Genomic DNA, 21488 nt, shown 5'->3' on the forward strand with positions numbered 1-21488 from the left:
CCATATATAGACCCGATTTAGCTAACCTGAGCAGCAAGAACGTCTGAGCTCAGACACACTTTTTGCTACTTAACCCTGAACAAGCGCAGTGAGCTCCGAGTAGCAGGATGCCCTAAAAACACTTGTGGCCCCGCTCCACAAGGAGCAGGGCCACAAGCCAAGAAAACGAAGAATCAGCGCTTCGAGAACTGCGAAGCCTTACGTGCCTTCTTGAGGCCTGCCTTCTTACGTTCAATGACGCGTGCGTCACGAGTCAGGAAGCCAGCCTTCTTGAGTGCCGGGCGGTTGGCATCGCGGTCGATCTCATTGAGAGCGCGCGAAATGCCGAGGCGCAGGGCGCCTGCCTGGCCGGAAATGCCACCACCGTTGATACGGGCGACAACGTCGAAACGGCCATCAAGGTCAAGAAGGACGAACGGGGACTTCACGAGCTGCTGGTGCAGCTTGTTCGGGAAGTAATCCTCGAGGGTGCGTCCGTTGATCTTCCATTCGCCGGTTCCGGGAACCAGACGAACACGGGCAACGGCCTCCTTGCGGCGACCAAGGCCCGCGCCGGGCGCGGTGATGGACTGGCCGGCGCCTGCGGGCGCGGTTTCAGTCTCAGTGGTGTACGAGCTAGGGGCGTTCTCCTCATCCAGCTCGACGATTTCGGTGGTCTCAGCCACGGTTCTCCTCAGTGCTTATGTCGATTATTCAGTGGCACGAAGCTCACTGAGCAACCTGGGTGATCTCGTAGGGAACCGGCAACTGGCCGGCGTGGGGGTGCTCAGCACCGGCGTAAACATGCAGCTTCTTGAGCTGCATACGGCCGAGGCTGGTGTGAGGAAGCATGCCGCGAACGGCCTTCTCAACCGCACGCTCAGGCGACTTGGCCATGAGGTCACGGTAGGAGGTTGCGGTCAGACCACCGGGACGACCAGAGTGGCGGTAGGCCATCTTCTGCTCGAGCTTCTTACCGGTCAGAACGACCTTGTCCGCATTAATGATGATGACGTTGTCACCCATATCCATGTGAGGGGCGAACGTCGGCTTGTGCTTCCCACGAAGAATGGCGGCAACCTGAGCCGCCAGGCGACCGAGGACGACGTTGGTGGCGTCGATGACGTACCACTTCTTGTCTGCGTCCCCAGGCTTGGGTGAATAGGTGCGCACGGGCGTAACCTTCAATTCTTGTCAGTCATGGAGCATCAATCCCCAATGTCAGGATCGTGCTCGCGATGTAACGGTTCGCGCGAGGCGTCAGTTGCAGCTCAACGGCGAGTGGGAATACACCGAGGGCGCTAGCTAACGCACAGCATCATCAAGTCTATCGGGCAGGATTGAGCCGGTCAAAGTTGCTGAGCCTTTGTGTCCGATCCCTCAGTTGCCATGACCACCCCCACCGCGCTTGTTCACCGTACCGGCAACCCGAAGAAAACCGTTCCGGCGATGATTCCGGCCTCGTGAATTGGTGAACAAGCGGGCACGAACGCTGGCGTACCAAGGCAGACTGGGCCTAACTCCCGTCGCCACAACACGAATCGCGACGGGACCGCGCTTGTTGAGCGCGCGAGGCCCACTGATCCGGCGCCGGATAGTCCACTCCCTCCAGAGTCAGTCCGTGCGCAGGAGCAATCGGCGCCGCGCTTGTTCGAGAGCAGGCTTGAAGCAACTCATACGGCCAGTCGACGCTCCGGCGCCCCAGCCCCACTTCAACAAGCGCGCCAACAAGCGAACGCACCATCGAGTGGCAGAACGCATCAGCATCGACAAAACACTCAACAAGCGCAGACTCTGGCGCGCCCTGTTGAGGAGTAAGCGCCCCCGAACGGTGAACAAGCGCGGTTGAAGACGGCTTGAATTCCAGGCGTGTCAGTGTGCGAATCGTTGTGGCTCCCTCGCGTGGCCGGCAGTACGACAGAAAATCATGCTCGCCAAGCAATTGGGCTGCTGCCCGATTCATCAGGTCAACATCTAGGGGGTGTTCAAGACTCAGCACATCAAAACGGCGGAGCGGATCAACTGCCCCGTTCATCAGCCGGTAGCAGTAGTGACGTCCTAGAGCAGAAAAACGCGCATCAAAATCCGATGAAACAACATGCGCCTCGCGGATCACAACATCGGCCGCACCTTTGGGCACATTCAGGGCGCGATCGCGCATCCACTGCCCGTACGCGCGCGCAATCACACCGTTCAATCGGCGAACAAGCGCGGTCGCACAGGCCTCCGCAGTCGGTTCTGCTCCTCGAGGCGCGAGCTTTTCCCACCGCGCTTGTTCAACGTCGAAGTGGGCCACTTGATGGCGCGCGTGCACTCCGGCATCCGTTCGCCCAGCGACCGTCAGCACAGTTGGGCACCGAAGTACGAGGCCTAGGCCAGCTTCAATTTCACCTTGCACGGTTCGTTGGCCTGGCTGGGAAGCCCACCCGTGGAAATTCGTCCCGTCGTAGCTGAGCTCAAGACAGATGCGAAGAATGTGAGGTGCTTGAACAAGCGCAGCGGATTTTTCAACAAGCGCGGTGGAAGCTAAGGGGTCAGAGTTGCTCATAGAGACCACGCGCGCACTCCCCCAATGATGCCTGCATCATTGGGCACGATGATGACATCGTCACCCAGGCGGGCGCGATGTCCGCTTGTAATCAGCTTCGAGTTGCCTCCGCCAAGGTAGAGACGGTCCCACATGTACATGGGACGAAGTCCATCGATGACGCGACGGACGCGACGCGACCAGTGTGCATCTCCGAGTCGTAGCCGTTCGTGTTCCCCGATGTAATCGTCGTAGGTCAGGCCCCAACGGACGAAGCCCTGCGACACTTCAACGTGAGGTGCCAGCACCCCGGAATCAAAGACCGCATTGCCGAGGCCCGTCCCTAGGGTGATGATCATTTCGAGCCCCGTACCGGTAATGACACCGGCGCCAGCAACCTCAGCGTCATTCAAAACCCTCGTGGGCAAGCCAAGAGCTTTTTCGATGCCTCGTCCCATGTCGAAATGGTCCCAACGTTCAACAAGCTCGGGAACCACTTTGGAGCGAGGGCCGGAGCGCGTGATGTAGTGCGGGGTAGCCACAACCACTCCGTGTCGGATCATTCCAGGCATTCCCATGGTCACACGGTTAGCTTGAGGGAGGTTGTTCGCCAGATCCTGCGCGACTTCGATCAAGAGCTCCGGCGGTAGCGGGTACGGCGTAGGGGTACGAATCGCCGGTGCGATCATCGTGCCTCGTTCGTCAACGACGGAGCCTTTAATTCCGCCGCCACCGCAGTCAATGGCGAGCGTCATGGGTTCAGACATGCCACCAACTCTAACGATCCACCACGCTTGTTCACTGATTTAGCCCGAGTTTTCGTCGATTCCCACCGCGCTTGTTCACCGATTAAGTCCGACTATTCGCCAATTCCCACCATGCTTGTTCACCGCCATGGGGTCGCCTGCATACACCAGATAGACGACCTGAGCACGAACAAGCGCGGTCACAAAGAACACCCCCGGCACGAACAAGCAAAGCCACAAAGAACACCCCCAGCTGAACAAGCGCGGTGGGCGCAGACAAAAAGGTGGGGTCGGAAACGCCGATGCGTTTCCGACCCCACCTCAAAAGTGAGAGTCAATCACGGGCAAGCCCGCGACCTAGTCACTCAGCTTCGGGTGCCTCAACCTCGGTCTCTTCGGCCTTGGGGGCTTCCTCAACCTTTTCAGCCGGCTTTTCAGCTGCCTTGGCGGCAGTGTCTTCAGCCTTCTTCACAACAGCCTTCTTCTCGAGCTTCTCGAGAACAATCTCGATGCGCATGAGAGGAGCGTTGTCACCCTTACGGTTACCAACGCGGATGAGGCGGGTGTAGCCACCCTGACGCTCAGAATCGATGGCCGGCGCGATCTCGTCGAAGAGCACGTAGAGTGCTTCCTTCGAGGTGATCTTCTTAGCAACCGTGCGACGAGCGTGCATGTCCCCACGCTTTGCCTTGGTCACGAGCTTCTCGAAGTAAGGCTGCAGAAGCTTAGCCTTGGCTTCGGTAGTCGTGAGTGCACGGTGTTCGATGAGCTGAGTCGCGAGGTTCGCCAGGATCAGCTTCTGGTGTGCCGGGCTTCCGCCCAGACGAGCACCCTTCTTGGGGGTGGGCATTGTGTCTCCTACGGATTAGGTGCGTCCATCGGACGCATAAGGGTCAGATGGACTGTTCGTCGCTGAACTGGACCGAACCAGACTCAGAGGCACCCGGGATCGGCATAACCGAATCCTTGAGTGTCATGCCGAGAGTGGCCAGAGATTCCTTGATCTCTTCGATCGACTTGGTGCCGAAGTTACGAATATCAAGAAGATCAGCCTCGGAGTGGGCGACAAGCTCGCCCACGGTGAGGATCCCACGACGACGCAGCGCGTTGTAAGAACGAGACTGCAGGTTCAGGCTTTCGATCGGCAGAGCAAGGTCTGCTGCGAGGGTTTCGTCGGTGGTCGATGGACCTACTTCGATGCCTTCTGCTTCCTCGTTCAGTTCGCGCATGAGGCCGAACAGTTCAACAAGGGTCTTGCCAGCCGATGCAAGAGCATCGCGCGGAGTGATCGCCGGCTTGGTCTCCACGTCGATGACGAGGCGATCAAAGTCGGTACGCTGCTCAACACGAGTTGCCTCGACCTTGTAAGTGACCTTGACAACCGGCGAGTAGATCGAATCGATCGGAATCCGCGAGATTTCAGCCTGAGGATCCTTGTTCTGCGCTGCGGAAACGTAACCGCGTCCACGCTCAACGGTCAGTTCGATCTCGAGCTTGCCCTTGTCATTGAGGGTGGCGAGGTGAAGATCCGGATTGTGGATCTCAACGCCTGCAGGCGGGGTGATGTCGCCAGCGAGGACGACACCGGGGCCGGCCTTACGCAGGTACATCACGACGGGTTCATCCATCTCAGAAGAGAGGACGATCTGCTTGATGTTGAGGATGATCTCTGCGACATCCTCCTTCACACCTTCGATAGTACGGAATTCGTGGGCAACGCCATCGATACGGATGGACGTGACCGCCGCGCCCGGGATCGAAGAGAGCAGGGTACGACGCAGGGAGTTACCCAGCGTGTAGCCGAAGCCCGGTTCGAGGGGTTCGAGTGTGAAGCGTGAACGGTGTTCGCTGACTTTTTCCTCGGTGAGGATTGGTCGCTCTGCAATGAGCACGTCTTGGTCCTTTCTTCCCGGCGCCCGCCATATGACGCCGGACAGTGGATCCCACGTGAGTGGGACGGAGGGTGTGAGCACGACCGAGTGGTGTGCTCAGACGTGGAGATGCAATGCCGGGCGGCAAAGCATCCCGGTGCGACGAATCAGACGCGACGACGCTTCGGGGGGCGAGCGCCGTTGTGTGCCTGAGGGGTAACGTCCTGGATCGAGCCGACCTCAAGGCCAGCAGCCTGGAGGGAACGGATCGCGGTTTCACGGCCAGAGCCGGGCCCCTTAACGAAGACGTCGACCTTCTTCATGCCGTGTTCCTGGGCGCGACGCGCGGCCGCCTCTGCTGCAAGCTGCGCAGCGAAGGGGGTGGACTTACGCGAACCCTTGAAGCCGACCTGGCCAGACGAGGCCCAGGCGATAACGGCACCAGTGGTGTCGGTCAGGGAAACGATGGTGTTGTTGAACGTCGACTTGATGTACGCGTGACCGTGGGTGACGTTCTTGTTGAGCTTGCGGCGCGGCTTACGAGCGGCACCGGAGCGCGAAGTTTTTGCAGCTGCCATTGTGTTTAACAGTTCCTTCTTCAGTCGTATGAAGAACTATCCGCCGTAAAGGCTGGAAGTTCTTAGGCCTTACTTGGCCTTCTTCTTGCCTGCAACGGTGCGCTTCGGGCCCTTGCGGGTGCGAGCGTTGGTCTTGGTGCGCTGACCATGGACCGGCAGGCCACGACGGTGGCGAAGGCCCTGGTAAGAGCCAATTTCGATCTTGCGGCGAATGTCAGCCTGAACCTCGCGGCGAAGGTCGCCCTCAACCTTGAAGTTCGATTCGATGTATTCACGGAGCTTGACGAGATCTTCCTCGGTGGCGTCCTTCACGCGGACGTCCGGGCTGACGCCCGTCGCTTCGAGGGTCTCGGCGGCGCGGGTGCGGCCGACTCCGTAAATGTAGGTAAGTGCAATCTCCAGTCGCTTTTCGCGGGGGAGGTCGACACCGGCAATACGTGCCATGTTGTTGGTGCTCCAGTTATTCCTCGGAGGTCGTCATCACATCTTCCGGATGAGCCATCCGGCCTCGGCCTCCGAACCGAGGGTCGCGTATTCGCGCTTGATGTGATCCTGTGGGCGGTTGCGCCCGGGTCAGCTACGTGAGGGTTTCAGCCCTGACGTTGCTTGTGCCTGGGGTTGTCGCAGATGACCATGACATTGCCGTGGCGACGAATCACCTTGCACTTGTCACAAATCTTCTTGACACTCGGCTTGACCTTCATGGTTATTCCTCCACCGTCCGTAGACGGTCGTGTCGGGGTTTACTTGTAGCGGTAGACGATACGGCCTCGGGAGAGGTCGTAGGGGCTCAGTTCGACGAGAACTCGATCCTCGGGGAGGATTCGAATGTAGTGCTGTCGCATCTTTCCAGCGATGTGACCGAGCACAACGTGCCCATTGGTCAGTTCCACACGGAACATCGCGTTCGGCAGGGCCTCAACGACCGTGCCTTCCATTTCGATGACGCCGTCTTTCTTTGCCATATCCTCCGTCTGTCCTCTACGTTCTTCGGATGAGTCGTGGCCCAAGGGCCGCGGGGCGCATACAGCACGTACAACACAGTCGACATGCGACACGCCCGAAGATCTACGATACAGCAAAAGCACATCCCTCTGGTAGTCGACTGCACTGTCGACTGCCTCACCTTCGGCACGGTTCATCGACGAGGACCGGAGCACGGGCAGGATTCATCAACAAGCGTCGAGCAGTGCACCGGACGAGGTAAAAGGCCTCGCCCTCCTCCCCCTACTGTGATGCCTTGCCGTTTCAATGACACCGGGAAGCCGCACAGAGCATCATCATTCCGCACCCCACAAGGCATCGTCCGCAACGAAAGCGGCCTCTGTCTCGAAGACATTGATACACTGGGATCGCCTGCCTCAGATCAACAAAGGAGTTGTCATGACGCACAAACTCAGACGGGTGGTGGCATCATGTTCATGAACGGCAAAACATCAACCGGTAGCGCTGTCTGGTGGAACGTCGGCTTCGCCCTCTGTCTCGTAGGCGTCGCATTGAGTGCACCGCGCTGGAACTGGATTTTCTGGGTAGGCGCCCTCGTCTACATCGTCCGCGCCTTGGTCATCGTCGTGAAGAGCTACAGCTCCTCGAAGAAATCAGGACATTCCCCGGACGAACACTCCCCCCGCTAACGGTCGGCTTGGGCTCAGTCGATCACCGATCGCCCAGCCTCCTGATACTCCGGCAGGAGAGTCGCGGGAGTACGGACAAAGGTAAGTGTCCGCGCCACTGTGCACACCATCGTGCTTACAGCGCGCCGACCTCGCCACGAGGAGCAGGGTCGGCGCTACAGTACCCGTGTCAGAGCTCGATCGGTTCGACCCCGAAAGGCGCGAGCCCGGCCTTCCCATAGTCGGGGGCGGTGAGCACGCTGATGCCGTCATCAAGGATCGCGACCGTGTGCTCCCAATGGGCCGCGTCGGAACCATCGATGGTGCGGACAGTCCACTGGTCAGACTCGGTGATCGTCTCGATCGAACCCGAAGTCAGCATCGGCTCGACCGCAAGCACCATACCGGGCTTCACGCGCGGGAAGATTCCACGAGCGTCGTAGTTCAAAACCTCGGGATCCTGGTGCATCGCGGTGCCAATACCATGGCCTGTGTATTCCTCGATGATGCCGGCTTCCCAGCCGAACTCATCGTCATACTTGGCAACGACTTCTTCGACGGCGCGACCGACGCTGGAAATACGACGCCCCTTTTCGAGGGAAGCGAGAGCCGCCCACAGGGACTCGCGCGTCACAACGTCCAGTTCACGGCGTCGCTTCATTGTGGCCTCGTCAACTCCCTGCGGATGAGCACCCAAGCCGCGCTTTCCTGCCATGAAAGACTCGTCATCCACCCACTCGTCACCCACGATGATGGAGAACGCCGCGTCACCGTGCCACTGCTTGCCACCGTGAGACACCCAAGCACCGCAGTCGAAGGAGACGATGTCCCCATCCTTCAGCTTCTGCTTGCCAGGAATACCGTGGACAACCACATCATTCACGGAGATGCAGACCGTGGCCGGGTAGCCGTAGTAATTGAGGAAGTTCGAGGTCGCTCCCCCACGCCTAATCGCGTCGGCGGACACTTCATCCAGTTCAGCCGTAGTCACACCAGCACGCACCGCCTGGCGCAGGCTCGCGTGAATGTCAGCAACAACCAAACCAGCCTCACGCATCCAGCGGATCTGGTCTCGAGTCTTCAACTCAATACGCTGCATAACGGTCAGTTCTTCGCGACAGAATCGAGGACAGCGAAAATACGCTCGGTCACTTCGTCGATCAAACCCGAACCATCAACAACCCGAAGCAGATCACGGTCGGCGTAGTACGCTGCAACCGGTTTAGTCTGCTGGTGGTAGACCTCAAGGCGGTGACGCATGACAGGCTCAGTGTCATCGGTGCGATGTTGTTCCTCGGCACGCTTCATCATGCGGGTCACAACTTCGTCCTCGTCAACCTGGATTTCAAGAACCAGGTCAAGTTTGATGCCGATCTCTGCGCACATGTCGGCAAGCACATGAGCCTGTTCCACGTTGCGCGGGTAGCCGTCAAGAAGGAAACCGTTCGCAGTGTCCGGAGAAGACAGTCGCGCCTTCACCATCGCGTTGGTCACCGAGTCGGGAACGAACTCACCACGGTCGATGAATGCCTTGGCCTGCAGGCCAATCTCAGTGCCTTCAGACATGTTCGTACGAAAAATCTCACCCGTAGAAATAGCCGGAATACTCAGCTTTTCCGCGATACGAGTAGCTTGCGTTCCCTTGCCTGCTCCGGGCGGGCCCAGAAGAACCATGGCGGTCATTGCAAGAACCCTTCGTAGTGATGCTGCTGGAGCTGAGTATTAATCTCCTTCACGGTCTGCAGACCGACACCCACGATAATCAGGAGCGTCGTTCCTCCGAACGGCATCTGCGACTGGGAAATCTTCAGCGGAATGATAAGGAGTGATGGCAACAGGGCAACGATCACAAGGTAGAGCGCGCCGGCGCTCGTGATGCGGTTAATGACATAAGACAGGAACTCGGCGGTCGGACGACCTGCGCGAATACCCGGAATGAAGCCACCGTAGCGCTTCATGTTGTCAGCAACCTCTTCAGGGTTAAAGGTAATCACCGTGTAGAAGAAGGCGAAGAAGAGAATCAGGAGTGCATAAATCGTGAGGTAGACCCACGATCCCTGATGCAGGTTCGCCGAAAGCCACTGAACCCAACCGTCGGTCTGGGCACCAAACTGAGCAATCATCAACGGCAAGGCAAGAATCGACGAAGCGAAGATGACCGGGATAACGCCAGACATATTGATTTTCAGCGGGATGTACGTAGTCGTGCCACCGTACTGACGACGACCGATCATGCGCTTCGCGTACTGAACTGGAATGCGGCGCTGAGCCTGCTCAATGAACACCACGGCAAGCGTGACGGCGAAGAGGAGCAGAAGGATCGCGATCACGGCACCCCACTTGCCAGACTGACCGATGGACAGCATCTGGGAGGGCAGACGGGCAATGATCGAGGTAAAGATAAGGAGCGACATGCCATTGCCGATGCCGCGCTCGGTGATCAATTCGCCGAGCCACATGACCACGCCGGTACCCGCCATCATGATGATGATCATGATAAGGAACATCCACCAAGAGTCATCTGCCAACACTTTCGCGGAACAACCGGAGAACATACGTCCGGTGCGAGCCAATGTCAGTGTCGTCGTGGCCTGCAGGACGCCCAGGAAGATCGTCAGATAACGCGTGTACTGCGTCAGCTTGGCTTGACCAGTTTGCCCTTCCTTATGAAGGTCATCGAAACGCGGAATGACAACACGCAAAAGCTGAATGATGATCGACGCTGTAATGTACGGCATGATGCCGAGCGCGAAGATCGATAGCTGAAGCAACGCGCCACCGGAGAACAGGTTCACGAGGTCAAGAAGATTCGCTTCTTCCTGCTGAGCAAGACATTGTTGAATCGCGGTCGAGTCAACGCCGGGGGTCGGAATGTATGAACCCAGGCGGAACATCGCCATGATAAACAGCGTAAACAGCAGCTTACGACGAAGGTCAGGGGTGCGGAACGCCTGTGCGAATGCACTGAGCAAGGCTTCCTCCTACGGGTAATGGGAATGCTGGAGCATGTGCCCTAGCGACCGTGCCAGACTACCGGAAAAATGGCTCCGTGTAGACATCGGTCTTGGGTTCAAAGGTTCTGCGAGGAACCGTCTATCAGTTTAAGAGATTAAAAGGGGGCGGTCCGGGTTCATGCCGGACCACCCCCCAATCAGTTGTCAGCGTGCAGAAATGGTTCCGCCAGCTGCGGTGATCTTCTCCTGAGCAGAAGCTGACCAAGAATCAACTTCGATCTCAAGCTTGACGGTGAGCTCACCGGTGCCGAGCACCTTAACCGGAGCGCCGTCACGAACCGCGTGCTTTGCGACAAGATCCTCGACCGTCACCTTGCCACCCTTGGGGAACAGTTCCTCAAGCTTGGCAACGTTGACGACCTGGTACTCAACGCGGAACGGGTTCTTGAAGCCACGGAGCTTGGGCAGACGCATGTGAATCGGCATCTGGCCACCTTCGAAGCCTGCTGCCACCTGGTAGCGAGCCTTCGTACCCTTGGTACCGCGACCAGCCGTCTTACCCTTGGAGCCTTCACCACGACCAACGCGGGTCTTGGCGGTCTTGGCGCCGGGGGCCGGACGGAGGTGGTGCAGCTTAACGATCTGCACCTTTTCGCCTGTTGTGGACTTGGAGTCCGCCATGGTCAGTCGACCTCCTCAACAGTCACCAGGTGACGAACCGTGTGAACTGCACCGAGAACGGTCTCGGTGTTCTCACGGACGACACTCTGGCCGATCTTACGCAACCCGAGGGTGCGCAGAGTGTCCTTCATGTTCTGCTTGGCGCCGATCGACGACTTGGTCTGCGTGATCTTGATGTTCGCCATCACTCATTCACCCCCGCGGAAGCTTTTTCTGCCTCAGCCTTTTCAGCCTTGGCACGCTTCTCAGCTTCACCCTCTGCGCGTGCGCGGAGCATCGAAGCCGGAGCAACGCGCTCCAGCGGAAGACCGCGACGTGCTGCAACAGCCTCAGGCTGTTCCAGTTGCTTGAGGGCGTCAACAGTCGCGTGAACGATGTTGATTGCGTTGTCAGAGCCGAGCGACTTGGTGAGCACGTCGTGCACGCCAGCTGCCTCGAGCACTGCACGGACCGGACCGCCGGCGATAACGCCGGTTCCCGGTGCTGCCGGGCGCAGAAGCACGGTGCCGGCGGCATCGTGGCCCTGAACCAGGTGCGTGATAGTGCGACGGATCATCGGGACGCGAATGAAATTCTTCTTCGCTTCCTCAACGCCCTTGGAAATGGCCTGGGGAACTTCCTTGGCCTTTCCGTAGCCAACACCGACGGTGCCTTCGCCATCTCCCACGACAACCAGAGCGGTGAAGGAGAAACGACGTCCACCCTTCACAACCTTGGAAACGCGGTTGATGGTCACAACACGTTCGATGTATTCATTCTTTTCGTTGCCACGACGTGTTTCGCGGTCGCCACGACCATTGCGGCGGTCGCGACGCTCGCCGTCGCCCGAACGCTCAGAGCCTTCCTGACCGTTCCTGCCTCGCTGCGGTGCAGCCATCAGATGATCTCTCTTTCCTTCGATCCGGTCACAGCTCAAGGCCACCCTGGCGGGCAGCTTCGGCGACGGCCGCAACGCGGCCGAAATACTTGTTGCCACCACGGTCGAAGACAACGGCGGTGATGCCGGCTGCCTTCGCACGCTCTGCAATGAGAGCGCCAACCTTGGTTGCCTTTTCGGTCTTCGTGCCAGTCATGGTTTCGACGCCGGACTCGAAGTCGGAGGCAGAAACCAGGGTGTGACCGACGGTGTCGTCGATAACCTGAGCAACGATGTGACGATTCGAGCGGGTAACGACCAGGCGCGGACGCGCCGGGGTACCGTTGATCTTCTTGCGAAGGCGAATGTGACGACGCTTGCGAGCGACGAACTTGCCCTTGCCTTTGACCGTGTACGCCATCACTTACCAGCCTTTCCGACCTTGCGACGGATCGTTTCACCCACGTAGTGGATGCCCTTGCCCTTGTAGGGTTCAGGCTTCTTCAGCTTGCGGATGCGAGCTGCGGTTTCGCCAACGAGTTGCTTGTCGATGCCGTGGACCGTGAACTTGGTCTGCGACTCAACGGTGAACTCGATACCTTCCGGAGCTTCGACCGGAACGGTGTGCGAGAAGCCGAGAGAGAACTCGAGGTTCTTACCCTTGGCGACCACGCGGTAACCGGTACCGGTGATTTCGAGTTCCTTCTTGTAGCCCTCGGTCACGCCGACGATCATGTTCGCAATAAGGGTGCGAGTCAGACCGTGGAGCGAACAGGAAAGGCGCTCGTCGTTCGGGCGGGAAACCAGAATCTGACCGTCTTCAATAGCCACCGTGATAGGGGCTGCGACGGTGTGTGAAAGTTCGCCCTTCTTGCCCTTCACCTTAACGTCTGCACCGTTAACGGTGACGTCGACGCCTGCGGGGATAGCAATGGGTTGCTTACCGATTCGCGACATTGTTCAGCCTCCTACTCACCAGATGTAGGCGAGGACTTCCCCACCTACACCCTTGTCGGCTGCCTGACGGTCGGTAAGCAGACCGGAGGACGTGGACAGAATTGCCACGCCCAGGCCGCCGCGGACCTTAGGCAGGTTGGTGGACTTGGCGTACACGCGCAGACCCGGCTTGGAAACGCGCTGCAGCCCCTGGAGGGCCGCTTCGCGGTGCGAACCGTACTTCAGCGTGATGGTGAGGGTCTTGCCCACGCGGGCATCCTCAACCGAGGTCGAAGCAATGTAGCCCTCTTCGACCAGGATGTTTGCGATCGCGTTCTTCATCTTGGAGTACGGCATGGAAACCGTATCGTGATGCGCACGATTCGCGTTACGCAGACGCGTCAGCATGTCTGCAATGGGATCAGTCATTGTCATTGGGGAAATTCCCCTTCCTCGTCGTGGTTTCTCCTTTTGAGACCTACGACGTCAGTGTTTTACCAGCTGCTCTTGGTGACTCCGGGGAGTTCGCCAGCAAGGGCGAGCTCGCGGAGACAAACGCGGCACAGGCCGAACTTGCGGTAGACCGAGTGGGGGCGACCACAACGGTTGCAACGCGTGTATGCACGAACGCCGAACTTCGGCTTACGTGCGGCCTTGACCTTCAGGGATGTCTTCGCCATGGGTCAGTCCTCCTTGAACGGGAATCCGAGATGACGCAGGAGCGCACGGCCCTCATCATCGGTGGAGGCCGAGGTAACGACGGTGATATCCATACCGCGAACTCGGTCGATCGAATCCTGGTCGATCTCGTGGAACATGGACTGTTCCGTCAGACCGAAGGTGTAGTTACCGTGACCGTCGAACTGCTTGGCCGACAGACCGCGGAAGTCGCGGATACGCGGAAGAGCAGTGGAGAGAAGACGATCGAGGAATTCCCACATACGATCGCCACGGAGCGTGACGTGAGCACCGATGGCCTGGCCTTCGCGCAACTTGAACTGTGCGATGGACTTCTTTGCCTTGGTGGTCACGGGCTTCTGGCCAGTGATAGCGGTGAGGTCGCGGATTGCGCCCTCGAGTGCCTTCGAATCGCGAGCTGCCTCGCCAACACCCATGTTCACGACGATCTTGGTCAGACCGGCAACCTGCATGATGTTCTCATGCTTGAACTCGGCGCGGAGGGCGTCACGAATTTCGGAGACGTACTTTTCCTTGAGACGCGGGGTCATGTTCAGATCTCCTTGCCCTGCTCGATGCCGCGCTTGGCGCCACCGCGGGTCACGCGAACGCGGACGGTGCGGGTGCGGCCATCGCGCTCGACGACGTCCTCACGGAAGCCGACGCGCACGCGCTGCTTGGTTTCGGGATCGACCAGTGCGACCTTTGCGATCGAGATCGGGGCTTCGATGGTCTCGATTCCGCCGGTCTGACCCTGGGTCTGGCCCTGGCGAACGTGACGGGTCTTCAGGTTGATGCCTTCGACGAGGACCTTGCCCTCAGCCGGGAAAACCTTGATGACGCGTCCCTGCTTGCCCTTGTCGCCAGCCTTGAGGGGCTCGAGGCCCTCGGCTGCACGGCGGGCGTTGCGCTCTGCAAGCTTCTTCTCGTCGGATGAACGACCGCGAACGACCTCAACCAGGTCACCCTTACGGATCTTGGCTGCCATCAGATCACCTCCGGTGCGAGCGAGACGATACGCATGAAGCGCTTGTCGCGCAGCTCACGGCCGACGGGGCCGAAGATACGCGTGCCACGCGGTTCGCCGTTGGAATTGATAATGACGGCTGCGTTCTCATCGAAACGGATGTACGAACCGTCGGGACGGCGGGTTTCTTTGCGAGTGCGGACTACGACTGCCTTGACGACTTCGCCCTTCTTGACGTTGCCGCCGGGGATTGCGTCCTTGACGGTGGCGACGATGGTGTCACCAATACCCGCGTAGCGTCGAGCCGAGCCACCGAGCACGCGGATGGTCAGGATTTCCTTTGCACCCGTGTTGTCGGCGACCTTAAGTCGCGACTCCTGCTGGATCATTTTCTATTGACTCCTGTTGTCGAGCTGGTTCTGTTGGGAGCATTACTTCCCTCGAGCCTTGCCGAACGTGCATGAACTATTGCGCATCGATGCCGACAATAGTGAGAACGCACCACAGGATTAAATATGGTGTTGCTCGCTCTCACTACCGACGCGAGGCACAGTGCACCTTGCGTCACGCAACCCTCCAAGAGTACCCCACTTCCCCACTGACTTGAAACCGCCAGTTTCGTGAGGTGCGCCCCATCCACCGCGCTTGTTCAGCGAATCCCCTTCTTCTATCCCGCTTGTTCACCCAATCCCGTCCCTCCACCACCGCGCTTGTTCACCATTTCGGGTTCACGAGGCCACGTGGCTTCATTGACCAACACACGCGAATAGGCGCAAACAACGATGCTTGATTTCTTGAACAAGCGCGGTCAAAAAGGGGTGGCCAACGGTGAACAAGCGGGCTCAAGCGTGAACAAGCGCGGTCGCAGGGAGAAGGTATTTCTTGAACAAGCGCGAGGAAAGCGCGCAAAACAGCAAGGAGCCCGGCTCCCCTAAACCGGGGAACCGGGCTCCTTACAAAGCTCAGTGATGAATCACTTGGCCTTTTCGATGATCTCCACTACTCGCCAGTGCTTGGTAGCGGAAAGCGGACGAGTCTCCATGATGCGAACGCGGTCGCCAATGCCACATTCGTTGTTCTCATCATGAACCTTGACCTTCTTGTTACGACGCATGACCTTGCCGTAGAGGGCGTGCTTCACACGGTCCTCAATCTGGACAACGACGGTCTTATCCATCTTGTCAGAAACAACCAGGCCAATACGAACCTTGCGGTCGTTACGCGCGGTGCTATCTGCCATCAGAATCACTCCTCAGTGCTCGGGGCGGTGCGGTAGCCAAGCTCCCGCTCACGCGCGATCGTGTAGATACGGGCGATGTCACGGCGCACGGTCTTCATGCGACCATGATCCTCGAGGTTGCCAACAGCCTGTGCGAAGCGCAGGTTGAAGAGCTCGGCCTTAGCCTTCTCGAGTTCCTTGGACAGCTGGGCGTCGTCCATGGCATCGAGGTCGGAAGGGGTAAGTGCCTTTTCCGCCATCAGATGTCACCACCCTCTCGGACCACGAAACGGGTCTTCATCGGAAGCTTGTGCTGAGCGCGACGCATAGCTTCGCGTGCAAGCGTCTCGTCGACGCCGCCCAGCTCGAACAGAATACGACCCGGTTTGACGGGGGCAACCCACCATTCAACCGCGCCCTTACCGGAACCCATTCGGGTTTCAGCCGGCTTCTTGGTCAGCGGACGGTCCGGGAAGATGTTAATCCACACCTTGCCGCCACGCTTAATGTGACGCGTCATAGCGATACGAGCTGCCTCGATCTGACGGTTGGTCAGGTATGCGCCGGTGAGTGCCTGGATACCGTAATCGCCGAACGCCAGTTCGGTGCCACCGGTTGCATTACCGGTACGGTGCGGGCGGTGCTGACGGCGCCACTTTGTACGACGGGGAATGAGCATTGGGCTCAGGCCTCCGATCCGTTTTCAGTAGCTGCGGGTGCCTCGGTTGCGGGCGCCTGCTGCTGAGCGGTCTCCTGGTTCTGGCGTCCGCCGCGGCGCTGGCCACGACGATCACTGCGACGTCCGCCACGGTTGGCCTGCTCGGCCTGCTGGCGTGCGAACTCGCGCTCGGTGATGTCGCCCTTGTAGATCCACACCTTGACACCGATACGACCGAAGGTCGTGCGTGCCTCGTGGAATCCGTAGTCAATGTTCGCGCGGAGGGTGTGAAGCGGAACGCGACCCTCACGGTAGAACTCGGAACGGCTCATTTCGGCGCCACCGAGGCGACCGGAAACCTGAACACGAATACCCTTGGCGCCTGCGCGCTGCGCGGACTGAATGCCCTTGCGCATTGCACGACGGAAGGAAACGCGAGCAGCGAGCTGTTCTGCAATGCCCTGTGCGACAAGCTGAGCATCCAAATCGGGGTTCTTGACCTCGAGGATGTTGAGCTGAACCTGCTTGCCGGTGAGCTTTTCGAGGTTCTGGCGGAGGCGATCAGCCTCTGCGCCACGACGACCAATGACGATGCCCGGGCGAGCGGTGTGGAGGTCAACGCGGACACGATCACGCGTACGCTCAATGTCGACCTTCGAGATGCCTGCGCGCTCGAGGTTTTCGGTCAGGTTCTTGCGGATTGCAACGTCTTCTGCAACGTAGTCAGAGTAACGCTGTCCCTTGGTGGTCGAGTCGGAGAACCAGCGGGAGCGGTGATCCGTGGTGATTCCCAGGCGGAACCCTGTGGGGTTAACCTTCTGGCCCATTTCAGCGGGCTCCCTTCTTCTTGTCTTCCTTGGTACCGACGACGAGCGTGATGTGGCTCGTGCGCTTCAGGATGCGACCTGCGCGTCCCTGTGCACGCGGGCGGAACCGCTTCATGGTCGGACCTTCATCGACGAATGCTTCGATGACCAGCAGGTCTGCCTCGTTGAAGGTTTCGCCAGCCTGTTCGGCCTTGACCTTCGCGTTGGCAACGGCGCTCATGAGCACCTTGCGGACATCGGTGGCGACTGCCTGCGGTGCGAACCGCAGGATGTCAGCGGCCTCCAGAGCAGCCTTGCCACGAACCTCGTTCACGACACGGCGGGCCTTCTGGGGCGTGACGCGGACAAAACGCGCCTGCGCCTTAGCTTCCATTTATCTGCCTCTTCTTCCGTGGAGGCCGGCTCAGCGCCGGCGTCCCTTTCGATCGTCCTTGTCGTGGCTGCGGAAAGTACGCGTGGGAGCGAACTCGCCAAGCTTGTGACCCACCATCGACTCGGTGATGAAGACGGGGACATGCTTGCGGCCATCGTGCACCGCAAAGGTCAGACCCAGGAAATCCGGGGTGATGACCGAGCGACGCGACCAAGTCTTGATGACATTCTTTGAGCCGGATTCGATTGCGGCGTCGACCTTCTTGAGCAGGTGGTCGTCGACGAACGGGCCCTTCTTCAAACTGCGTGGCATAGTTATCGACTCCTACTCAGCGGTTCTTACCGGTCTTGCGACGGCGAACGATCAGGCGATCGCTGTCCTTGTTCGGACGGCGGGTACGACCCTCGGGCTTACCCCACGGGCTAACCGGGTGACGGCCACCAGAGGTACGACCTTCACCACCGCCGTGCGGGTGATCAACCGGGTTCATAACAACACCACGGACGTGCGGGCGCTTGCCCTTCCAGCGCATACGGCCGGCCTTGCCCCAGTTGATGTTGGATTGTTCAGCGTTGCCGACCTCGCCGACCGTTGCGCGGCAGGTGATTTCGACGTTGCGGATTTCGCCGGACGGCATACGCAGCTGGGCGAAGCGGCCTTCTTTGGCGACGAGCTGAACGGACGAACCGGCGGAGCGGGCGATCTTTGCGCCGCCACCGGGCTTGAGTTCGACAGCGTGGATAACGGTACCGAGCGGGATGTTACGCAACGGCAGGTTGTTACCGGGCTTGATATCGGCGCCGGCGCCTGCTTCGATGCGGTCACCCTGGTTCAGCTTGGCCGGTGCCAGGATGTAGCGCTTTTCGCCATCTGCATAGTGCAGGAGGGCGATGCGAGCGGTACGGTTCGGGTCGTACTCGATGTGAGCGACGACTGCCGGGACGCCGTCCTTGTCATGGCGACGGAAGTCGATGACGCGGTACTGACGCTTGTGGCCACCGCCACGGTGACGCGAGGTCACGCGGCCGTTCGAGTTACGTCCACCGGTCTTGTGCAGCGGACGAACCAACGACTTCTCGGGCTCGGAGCGGGTGATCTCAACGAAATCGGAGACCGACGCGCCGCGACGACCCGGGGTCGTGGGCTTGTATTTGCGGATTCCCATTTTTGTCCTCTACCTCTCCGGTTTTCAGGCCTGATCGCCGAAGATGTCGATGGCGCCTTCACGCAGGGTCACGATTGCTCGCTTGACGTCCTTGCGCTTGCCCTGACCCGTGCGGGTCCGGTAGGTCTTGCCCTTACGGTTCTGAGTGGCCACCTGACCGACCTTGACACCGAAGATTTCTTCGATGGCAATCTTGATTTCGGTCTTGTTGGCGCGCGGGTCAACCTCGAAGGTGTACTTGCCTTCATCCATGAGGATGGAGGATTTCTCGGTGACGACGGGCTTCAGAATGATGTCGCGCGGGTTCTTGCCCGCTTCGAGGGTGCTCACTTGGTCTCCTCCTTGGTGCCGAGGAAGGACTCCATGGCTGCCTGGGTGAACACGATATCGTCGGCGTCAAGGACGTCGTAGGTGTTCAGCTGGTCTGCCCAAAGAACGTGAACCTCGGGAGCGTTACGCAGGCTGAGAGCGGTGAGCTCATCGTTACGCTCGATGACGACGAGAGCCTGACGGTCCTCGACGATCGCGCGAAGCGCTGCGAGAGCGGACTTCGTCGACGGCTTCTCACCTTCGATGAGAGCGGTGACGATGTGGATGCGACCTGCGCGTGCACGGTCAGACAGAGCGGAGCGGAGTGCGCCCTGCTTCATCTTCTTGGGGGTGCGCTGATCGTAGTCACGCGGCTGCGGGCCGTGGACGATGCCACCACCGGTGAAGTGCGGTGCACGGATCGAGCCCTGACGAGCGTTACCAGTGCCCTTCTGGCGGAACGGCTTCTTGCCGCCACCGGAAACCATGCCACGCGTCTTGGTTGCGTGCGTACCCTGGCGGGCAGCAGCAAGCTGTGCAACGACGACCTGGTGCATCAGCGGAATGTTCGTGGGAACGTCGAAGATCTCGGCGGGGAGGTCAACCGAAGCTGCCTTCTTACCCTTGAGATCGAAGACGTCGATGGTCTGAACGTCAGCCATTTCACGCACCCTTCACGGACGAGCGAACCAGGACCACGGAGTTCTTCGGACCCGGGATGGCGCCGCTGATGAGCAGCAGGCCCTTCTCGGTGTCGACTGCCTGGATCTTGAGGTTCTGGACGGTACGACGAACGCCACCCATGCGGCCGGCCATGCGCAGGCCCTTGAAGATGCGTCCGGGGGTTGCGCAAGCACCGATCGAACCGGGCTTGCGGTGGTTACGGTGTGCACCGTGCGAAGCAGAAACGCCGGCAAAGCCGTGACGCTTCATAACGCCTGCAAAGCCCTTGCCCTTGGTGTTGCCGGAAACGTCAACAGCCTGTCCAGCCTCGAAGGTGGAAGCGTCGAGTTCCTGACCCACCTCGTAAGAGTCATGGGCGGAGGTGCGGACCTCGGTCAGGTGACGACGAGGCTCGACGCCAGCCTTTGCGAAGTGGCCTGCGAGAGGCTTGGTGACCTTGCGTGCTTCGATTTCGCCGAAACCGATCTGAACGGCGGTGTAGCCGTCGACTTCTTCGGTGCGAACCTGGGTCACAACGTTAGTGCCGACCTGCACGACAGTGAGGGGCACGAGGCGGCCGTCAGCGTCCCAAACCTGGGTCATGCCGAGCTTGCGGCCGAGCAACGCCTTAATCGGCGCAGCTGCGTGCTGCTTGTTGTCAGTAGTCATTGCAGATGTCCTCAGAGCTTGATCTCGATGTTGACGTCTGCGGGCAGGTCGATACGCATGAGCGAATCGACGGCCTTCGGCGTCGGGTCGATGATGTCGATGAGCCGCTTGTGTGTGCGCATCTCAAAGTGCTCGCGGCTGTCCTTGTATTTGTGGGGCGACCGAATGACGACAAACACGTTCTTTTCGGTCGGCAGTGGAACCGGGCCCACAACAGTGGCACCTGCTCGCTGCACGGTGTCCACGATCTTGCGCGCGGAGCTGTCGATGACCTCGTGGTCATACGACTTCAGCCGGATGCGGATCTTCTGTCCCGCCATGCCGTCTTACCTCTTCTCGTACAGATTCGTCACCGGTCCCCGCACTCGGGCGTGTCGCTTAAAAAAGTGACACACGTATTGCGCGGTTCCTTCTTATGTGAAGGTGGACCGTTGTCTTGTCCAAAGATCACGGGCGTTTCAGCCCAGTCCGCAGAATCCCTGCGGAACCGCCCCACATGTCGCGAGGCAACCGTTCAAGTTTGACAGAGCCACACCTTTCCTAGCAAGTTTGAACTCGCCATCTGGAGTGTGAATCCTCATACATTACACGGACGATCAATTTGCTCACCAGCCCTCATGCGCTTCGGCGTGGAGCTTTTGGCGCGCAGGTGCTTGAAGCGCCGCGAATCAGTGTACCCGCACTCGGGCGTGTCGTCTACATGGGGTGTAGTAGCGCGAGGCGCCTGTAGGGCACCGACCAGAGGTTCAGTGTTCCACAGGCGCCTAGTGCTCGCTAATGGCGCTGAGCGTTTCAGCTGCGCTTCTGGCGAACCGCAAGCACGCCCGCGACCAGGAAGAGGAGTCCGAGACCTCCAACGAGGCCTCGATTGAAGCCAGTCTTCGCAATCTTTCGCGGCCCCGAATTCGTGGTGTTCGGGGTGTTCGGCGTGCTCGGAGTGTTCGACCCAGCCGGGCGGGCTTGTACTTCACCGTGTACGTAATACCCGCCTGAGTCTTCGCATCCGCACCCTCAGGCGTTTGCTCACCAATCCACGTGAACTTGAACTGAACATCACGACCACCCGTCGCAGCCGACTTCGGCGCCGGAGCTCGCCGTCGCGATCTGCTGACCTTCACGTTCAAGAGCACATCTTGCTCCGCCGAACAAGCACACAAACAACCACGAACAAGCACACAAACAACCACGAACAAGCACACAAACAACCACGAACAAGCAC

Annotated in this window: 35 protein-coding genes; 1 reads left to right on the plus strand and 34 read right to left on the minus strand. The window is 59.4% G+C overall.

The features are described 5' to 3' along the window. Window positions 1-173: 173 nt before the first annotated feature. The 10 genes from rpsI to infA all read right to left on the minus strand — a co-directional run bounded on the left by rpsI (window position 174) and on the right by infA (window position 6666). Window positions 174-665, minus strand: coding sequence for a 30S ribosomal protein S9 (gene rpsI, locus QP109_RS08605; RefSeq protein WP_006681467.1), 492 nt, complete (start codon window positions 663-665; stop codon window positions 174-176). Between the two features lie 43 nt (window positions 666-708). Continuing rightward, entirely contained in the window at window positions 709-1152 is a 444-nt protein-coding gene (rplM, locus tag QP109_RS08610; RefSeq protein WP_285024344.1) for a 50S ribosomal protein L13, read from the minus strand. A 343-nt stretch (window positions 1153-1495) separates the two neighbouring features. Then, window positions 1496-2536, minus strand: coding sequence for a tRNA pseudouridine synthase A (locus QP109_RS08615; RefSeq protein WP_285024345.1), 1041 nt, complete (start codon window positions 2534-2536; stop codon window positions 1496-1498). Then, window positions 2524-3273: an ROK family protein gene (locus QP109_RS08620; RefSeq protein WP_101627627.1), complete on the minus strand. Its 750-nt coding sequence runs from the start codon at window positions 3271-3273 to the stop codon at window positions 2524-2526. The genes QP109_RS08615 and QP109_RS08620 overlap by 13 nt, the downstream gene beginning before the upstream one ends. 340 nt (window positions 3274-3613) lie before the next feature. Beyond that, window positions 3614-4102, minus strand: coding sequence for a 50S ribosomal protein L17 (rplQ, locus tag QP109_RS08625; RefSeq protein WP_285024346.1), 489 nt, complete (start codon window positions 4100-4102; stop codon window positions 3614-3616). Window positions 4103-4145: 43 nt separating this feature from the next. Continuing rightward, complete coding sequence (locus QP109_RS08630) at window positions 4146-5144, minus strand: DNA-directed RNA polymerase subunit alpha (protein ID WP_101627629.1); 999 nt, start codon at window positions 5142-5144, stop codon at window positions 4146-4148. A 146-nt stretch (window positions 5145-5290) separates the two neighbouring features. Next, window positions 5291-5701 carry a 30S ribosomal protein S11 gene (gene rpsK / locus QP109_RS08635; protein ID WP_006681473.1) on the minus strand — a complete coding sequence of 137 codons (411 nt, stop codon included), beginning with the start codon at window positions 5699-5701 and terminating at the stop codon, window positions 5291-5293. Between the two features lie 69 nt (window positions 5702-5770). Further along, entirely contained in the window at window positions 5771-6145 is a 375-nt protein-coding gene (gene rpsM / locus QP109_RS08640; RefSeq protein WP_006681474.1) for a 30S ribosomal protein S13, read from the minus strand. A 146-nt stretch (window positions 6146-6291) separates the two neighbouring features. Beyond that, on the minus strand, window positions 6292-6405 hold the full coding sequence (gene rpmJ, locus QP109_RS08645) for a 50S ribosomal protein L36 (protein WP_003790577.1): 114 nt from the start codon (window positions 6403-6405) through the stop codon (window positions 6292-6294). A 39-nt stretch (window positions 6406-6444) separates the two neighbouring features. After that, window positions 6445-6666, minus strand: a complete 222-nt coding sequence (gene infA, locus QP109_RS08650) for a translation initiation factor IF-1 (RefSeq protein WP_101627630.1) — start codon at window positions 6664-6666, stop codon at window positions 6445-6447. A 450-nt stretch (window positions 6667-7116) separates the two neighbouring features. On the opposite strand from infA, the gene QP109_RS08655 reads away from it, so the two are divergent. Continuing rightward, a complete protein-coding gene (locus QP109_RS08655; protein WP_285024348.1) occupies window positions 7117-7335 on the plus strand; it encodes a hypothetical protein in 219 nt (72 codons plus the stop codon). A 169-nt stretch (window positions 7336-7504) separates the two neighbouring features. Here QP109_RS08655 and QP109_RS08660 read toward each other — a convergent pair whose 3' ends face one another. From QP109_RS08660 to rpsJ, 24 genes are all read right to left on the minus strand, one after another. Then, on the minus strand, window positions 7505-8413 hold the full coding sequence (locus QP109_RS08660; protein WP_285024349.1) for a type I methionyl aminopeptidase: 909 nt from the start codon (window positions 8411-8413) through the stop codon (window positions 7505-7507). Between the two features lie 5 nt (window positions 8414-8418). After that, complete coding sequence (locus QP109_RS08665) at window positions 8419-8997, minus strand: adenylate kinase (RefSeq protein WP_285024350.1); 579 nt, start codon at window positions 8995-8997, stop codon at window positions 8419-8421. After that, the gene (gene secY / locus QP109_RS08670) at window positions 8994-10286 is read right to left on the minus strand and encodes a preprotein translocase subunit SecY (protein WP_285024351.1); all 1293 of its coding nucleotides are present in this window, start codon (window positions 10284-10286) and stop codon (window positions 8994-8996) included. The genes QP109_RS08665 and secY overlap by 4 nt, the downstream gene beginning before the upstream one ends. Before the next feature lie 186 nt (window positions 10287-10472). After that, window positions 10473-10949 (minus strand): 50S ribosomal protein L15, encoded by a 477-nt coding sequence (gene rplO / locus QP109_RS08675; protein WP_006681480.1) that lies wholly within the window; start codon window positions 10947-10949, stop codon window positions 10473-10475. Window positions 10950-10951: 2 nt separating this feature from the next. Beyond that, complete coding sequence (gene rpmD, locus QP109_RS08680) at window positions 10952-11137, minus strand: 50S ribosomal protein L30 (protein ID WP_179369897.1); 186 nt, start codon at window positions 11135-11137, stop codon at window positions 10952-10954. Then, complete coding sequence (gene rpsE / locus QP109_RS08685) at window positions 11134-11826, minus strand: 30S ribosomal protein S5 (RefSeq protein ID WP_101627635.1); 693 nt, start codon at window positions 11824-11826, stop codon at window positions 11134-11136. Before rpsE ends, rpmD begins: the two co-directional genes overlap by 4 nt. A 28-nt stretch (window positions 11827-11854) precedes the next feature. Then, the gene (gene rplR, locus QP109_RS08690; RefSeq protein ID WP_101627636.1) at window positions 11855-12226 is read right to left on the minus strand and encodes a 50S ribosomal protein L18; all 372 of its coding nucleotides are present in this window, start codon (window positions 12224-12226) and stop codon (window positions 11855-11857) included. Further along, entirely contained in the window at window positions 12226-12762 is a 537-nt protein-coding gene (gene rplF / locus QP109_RS08695) for a 50S ribosomal protein L6 (RefSeq protein ID WP_270773177.1), read from the minus strand. The genes rplR and rplF overlap by 1 nt, the downstream gene beginning before the upstream one ends. A 15-nt stretch (window positions 12763-12777) precedes the next feature. Then, entirely contained in the window at window positions 12778-13176 is a 399-nt protein-coding gene (gene rpsH / locus QP109_RS08700) for a 30S ribosomal protein S8 (RefSeq protein ID WP_006681485.1), read from the minus strand. Window positions 13177-13235: 59 nt separating this feature from the next. Then, window positions 13236-13421, minus strand: a complete 186-nt coding sequence (locus tag QP109_RS08705; protein ID WP_006681486.1) for a type Z 30S ribosomal protein S14 — start codon at window positions 13419-13421, stop codon at window positions 13236-13238. A gap of 3 nt (window positions 13422-13424) precedes the next feature. Beyond that, window positions 13425-13970 (minus strand): 50S ribosomal protein L5, encoded by a 546-nt coding sequence (gene rplE / locus QP109_RS08710; protein WP_195224871.1) that lies wholly within the window; start codon window positions 13968-13970, stop codon window positions 13425-13427. A gap of 2 nt (window positions 13971-13972) precedes the next feature. Continuing rightward, window positions 13973-14407 (minus strand): 50S ribosomal protein L24, encoded by a 435-nt coding sequence (rplX, locus tag QP109_RS08715; RefSeq protein WP_006681488.1) that lies wholly within the window; start codon window positions 14405-14407, stop codon window positions 13973-13975. Next, window positions 14407-14775, minus strand: a complete 369-nt coding sequence (rplN, locus tag QP109_RS08720; protein ID WP_006681489.1) for a 50S ribosomal protein L14 — start codon at window positions 14773-14775, stop codon at window positions 14407-14409. Before rplN ends, rplX begins: the two co-directional genes overlap by 1 nt. A 584-nt stretch (window positions 14776-15359) precedes the next feature. Further along, window positions 15360-15626 carry a 30S ribosomal protein S17 gene (rpsQ, locus tag QP109_RS08725; RefSeq protein ID WP_006681490.1) on the minus strand — a complete coding sequence of 89 codons (267 nt, stop codon included), beginning with the start codon at window positions 15624-15626 and terminating at the stop codon, window positions 15360-15362. A 5-nt stretch (window positions 15627-15631) separates the two neighbouring features. Continuing rightward, on the minus strand, window positions 15632-15865 hold the full coding sequence (rpmC, locus tag QP109_RS08730; RefSeq protein ID WP_006681491.1) for a 50S ribosomal protein L29: 234 nt from the start codon (window positions 15863-15865) through the stop codon (window positions 15632-15634). Beyond that, window positions 15865-16284 carry a 50S ribosomal protein L16 gene (gene rplP / locus QP109_RS08735; RefSeq protein WP_285024352.1) on the minus strand — a complete coding sequence of 140 codons (420 nt, stop codon included), beginning with the start codon at window positions 16282-16284 and terminating at the stop codon, window positions 15865-15867. The genes rpmC and rplP overlap by 1 nt, the downstream gene beginning before the upstream one ends. 5 nt (window positions 16285-16289) lie before the next feature. Then, a complete protein-coding gene (gene rpsC, locus QP109_RS08740) occupies window positions 16290-17090 on the minus strand; it encodes a 30S ribosomal protein S3 (RefSeq protein WP_101627640.1) in 801 nt (266 codons plus the stop codon). Window position 17091: 1 nt separating this feature from the next. Continuing rightward, window positions 17092-17463, minus strand: a complete 372-nt coding sequence (gene rplV, locus QP109_RS08745) for a 50S ribosomal protein L22 (protein ID WP_006681494.1) — start codon at window positions 17461-17463, stop codon at window positions 17092-17094. 30 nt (window positions 17464-17493) lie between these two features. Beyond that, window positions 17494-17775 carry a 30S ribosomal protein S19 gene (gene rpsS, locus QP109_RS08750; RefSeq protein ID WP_006681495.1) on the minus strand — a complete coding sequence of 94 codons (282 nt, stop codon included), beginning with the start codon at window positions 17773-17775 and terminating at the stop codon, window positions 17494-17496. A 16-nt stretch (window positions 17776-17791) separates the two neighbouring features. Further along, window positions 17792-18628 carry a 50S ribosomal protein L2 gene (rplB, locus tag QP109_RS08755; protein ID WP_006681496.1) on the minus strand — a complete coding sequence of 279 codons (837 nt, stop codon included), beginning with the start codon at window positions 18626-18628 and terminating at the stop codon, window positions 17792-17794. Between the two features lie 24 nt (window positions 18629-18652). Next, on the minus strand, window positions 18653-18958 hold the full coding sequence (gene rplW / locus QP109_RS08760; RefSeq protein WP_006681497.1) for a 50S ribosomal protein L23: 306 nt from the start codon (window positions 18956-18958) through the stop codon (window positions 18653-18655). Then, entirely contained in the window at window positions 18955-19599 is a 645-nt protein-coding gene (rplD, locus tag QP109_RS08765) for a 50S ribosomal protein L4 (RefSeq protein WP_195224875.1), read from the minus strand. Before rplD ends, rplW begins: the two co-directional genes overlap by 4 nt. A gap of 1 nt (window position 19600) precedes the next feature. Continuing rightward, window positions 19601-20269: a 50S ribosomal protein L3 gene (gene rplC, locus QP109_RS08770; RefSeq protein ID WP_101627644.1), complete on the minus strand. Its 669-nt coding sequence runs from the start codon at window positions 20267-20269 to the stop codon at window positions 19601-19603. 11 nt (window positions 20270-20280) lie between these two features. Next, on the minus strand, window positions 20281-20589 hold the full coding sequence (rpsJ, locus tag QP109_RS08775; protein WP_006681500.1) for a 30S ribosomal protein S10: 309 nt from the start codon (window positions 20587-20589) through the stop codon (window positions 20281-20283). Window positions 20590-21488: the final 899 nt, after the last annotated feature.

The organism is Pauljensenia sp. UMB9872 (assembly GCF_030212665.1).
GTDB classification, from domain to species: domain Bacteria; phylum Actinomycetota; class Actinomycetes; order Actinomycetales; family Actinomycetaceae; genus Pauljensenia; species Pauljensenia turicensis_B.

Excerpts from the sequence above, each read along its gene's own strand:
- rplX (WP_006681488.1), bottom strand. The coding sequence starts at position 14,407 with ATGGCAGCCAAGATCCGTAAGGGTGACCTGGTTGAGGTCGTTCGCGGT.
- rplF (WP_270773177.1), bottom strand. The coding sequence starts at position 12,762 with ATGTCGCGAATCGGTAAGCAACCCATTGCTATCCCCGCAGGCGTCGAC.
- rplQ (WP_285024346.1), bottom strand. The coding sequence starts at position 4,102 with ATGCCCACCCCCAAGAAGGGTGCTCGTCTGGGCGGAAGCCCGGCACAC.
- rplD (WP_195224875.1), bottom strand. The coding sequence starts at position 19,599 with ATGGCTGACGTTCAGACCATCGACGTCTTCGATCTCAAGGGTAAGAAG.
- QP109_RS08665 (WP_285024350.1), bottom strand. The coding sequence starts at position 8,997 with ATGACCGCCATGGTTCTTCTGGGCCCGCCCGGAGCAGGCAAGGGAACG.
- rplB (WP_006681496.1), bottom strand. The coding sequence starts at position 18,628 with ATGGGAATCCGCAAATACAAGCCCACGACCCCGGGTCGTCGCGGCGCG.
- rplN (WP_006681489.1), bottom strand. The coding sequence starts at position 14,775 with ATGATCCAGCAGGAGTCGCGACTTAAGGTCGCCGACAACACGGGTGCA.
- rpmJ (WP_003790577.1), bottom strand. The coding sequence starts at position 6,405 with ATGAAGGTCAAGCCGAGTGTCAAGAAGATTTGTGACAAGTGCAAGGTG.
- rpsH (WP_006681485.1), bottom strand. The coding sequence starts at position 13,176 with ATGACAATGACTGATCCCATTGCAGACATGCTGACGCGTCTGCGTAAC.
- rpsQ (WP_006681490.1), bottom strand. The coding sequence starts at position 15,626 with ATGGCAGATAGCACCGCGCGTAACGACCGCAAGGTTCGTATTGGCCTG.
- infA (WP_101627630.1), bottom strand. The coding sequence starts at position 6,666 with ATGGCAAAGAAAGACGGCGTCATCGAAATGGAAGGCACGGTCGTTGAG.
- rplO (WP_006681480.1), bottom strand. The coding sequence starts at position 10,949 with ATGGCGGACTCCAAGTCCACAACAGGCGAAAAGGTGCAGATCGTTAAG.
- QP109_RS08620 (WP_101627627.1), bottom strand. The coding sequence starts at position 3,273 with ATGTCTGAACCCATGACGCTCGCCATTGACTGCGGTGGCGGCGGAATT.
- rpsK (WP_006681473.1), bottom strand. The coding sequence starts at position 5,701 with ATGGCAGCTGCAAAAACTTCGCGCTCCGGTGCCGCTCGTAAGCCGCGC.
- rplV (WP_006681494.1), bottom strand. The coding sequence starts at position 17,463 with ATGGAAGCTAAGGCGCAGGCGCGTTTTGTCCGCGTCACGCCCCAGAAG.
- rpsE (WP_101627635.1), bottom strand. The coding sequence starts at position 11,826 with ATGGCTGCACCGCAGCGAGGCAGGAACGGTCAGGAAGGCTCTGAGCGT.
- rpmC (WP_006681491.1), bottom strand. The coding sequence starts at position 15,865 with ATGGCGGAAAAGGCACTTACCCCTTCCGACCTCGATGCCATGGACGAC.
- rpsS (WP_006681495.1), bottom strand. The coding sequence starts at position 17,775 with ATGCCACGCAGTTTGAAGAAGGGCCCGTTCGTCGACGACCACCTGCTC.
- QP109_RS08660 (WP_285024349.1), bottom strand. The coding sequence starts at position 8,413 with ATGCAGCGTATTGAGTTGAAGACTCGAGACCAGATCCGCTGGATGCGT.
- QP109_RS08655 (WP_285024348.1), top strand. The coding sequence starts at position 7,117 with ATGTTCATGAACGGCAAAACATCAACCGGTAGCGCTGTCTGGTGGAAC.
- rplE (WP_195224871.1), bottom strand. The coding sequence starts at position 13,970 with ATGACCCCGCGTCTCAAGGAAAAGTACGTCTCCGAAATTCGTGACGCC.
- rpsJ (WP_006681500.1), bottom strand. The coding sequence starts at position 20,589 with ATGGCGGGACAGAAGATCCGCATCCGGCTGAAGTCGTATGACCACGAG.
- rpsM (WP_006681474.1), bottom strand. The coding sequence starts at position 6,145 with ATGGCACGTATTGCCGGTGTCGACCTCCCCCGCGAAAAGCGACTGGAG.
- rplP (WP_285024352.1), bottom strand. The coding sequence starts at position 16,284 with ATGCTCATTCCCCGTCGTACAAAGTGGCGCCGTCAGCACCGCCCGCAC.
- rplR (WP_101627636.1), bottom strand. The coding sequence starts at position 12,226 with ATGGCGTACACGGTCAAAGGCAAGGGCAAGTTCGTCGCTCGCAAGCGT.
- rplC (WP_101627644.1), bottom strand. The coding sequence starts at position 20,269 with ATGACTACTGACAACAAGCAGCACGCAGCTGCGCCGATTAAGGCGTTG.
- rpsC (WP_101627640.1), bottom strand. The coding sequence starts at position 17,090 with ATGGGCCAGAAGGTTAACCCCACAGGGTTCCGCCTGGGAATCACCACG.
- QP109_RS08705 (WP_006681486.1), bottom strand. The coding sequence starts at position 13,421 with ATGGCGAAGACATCCCTGAAGGTCAAGGCCGCACGTAAGCCGAAGTTC.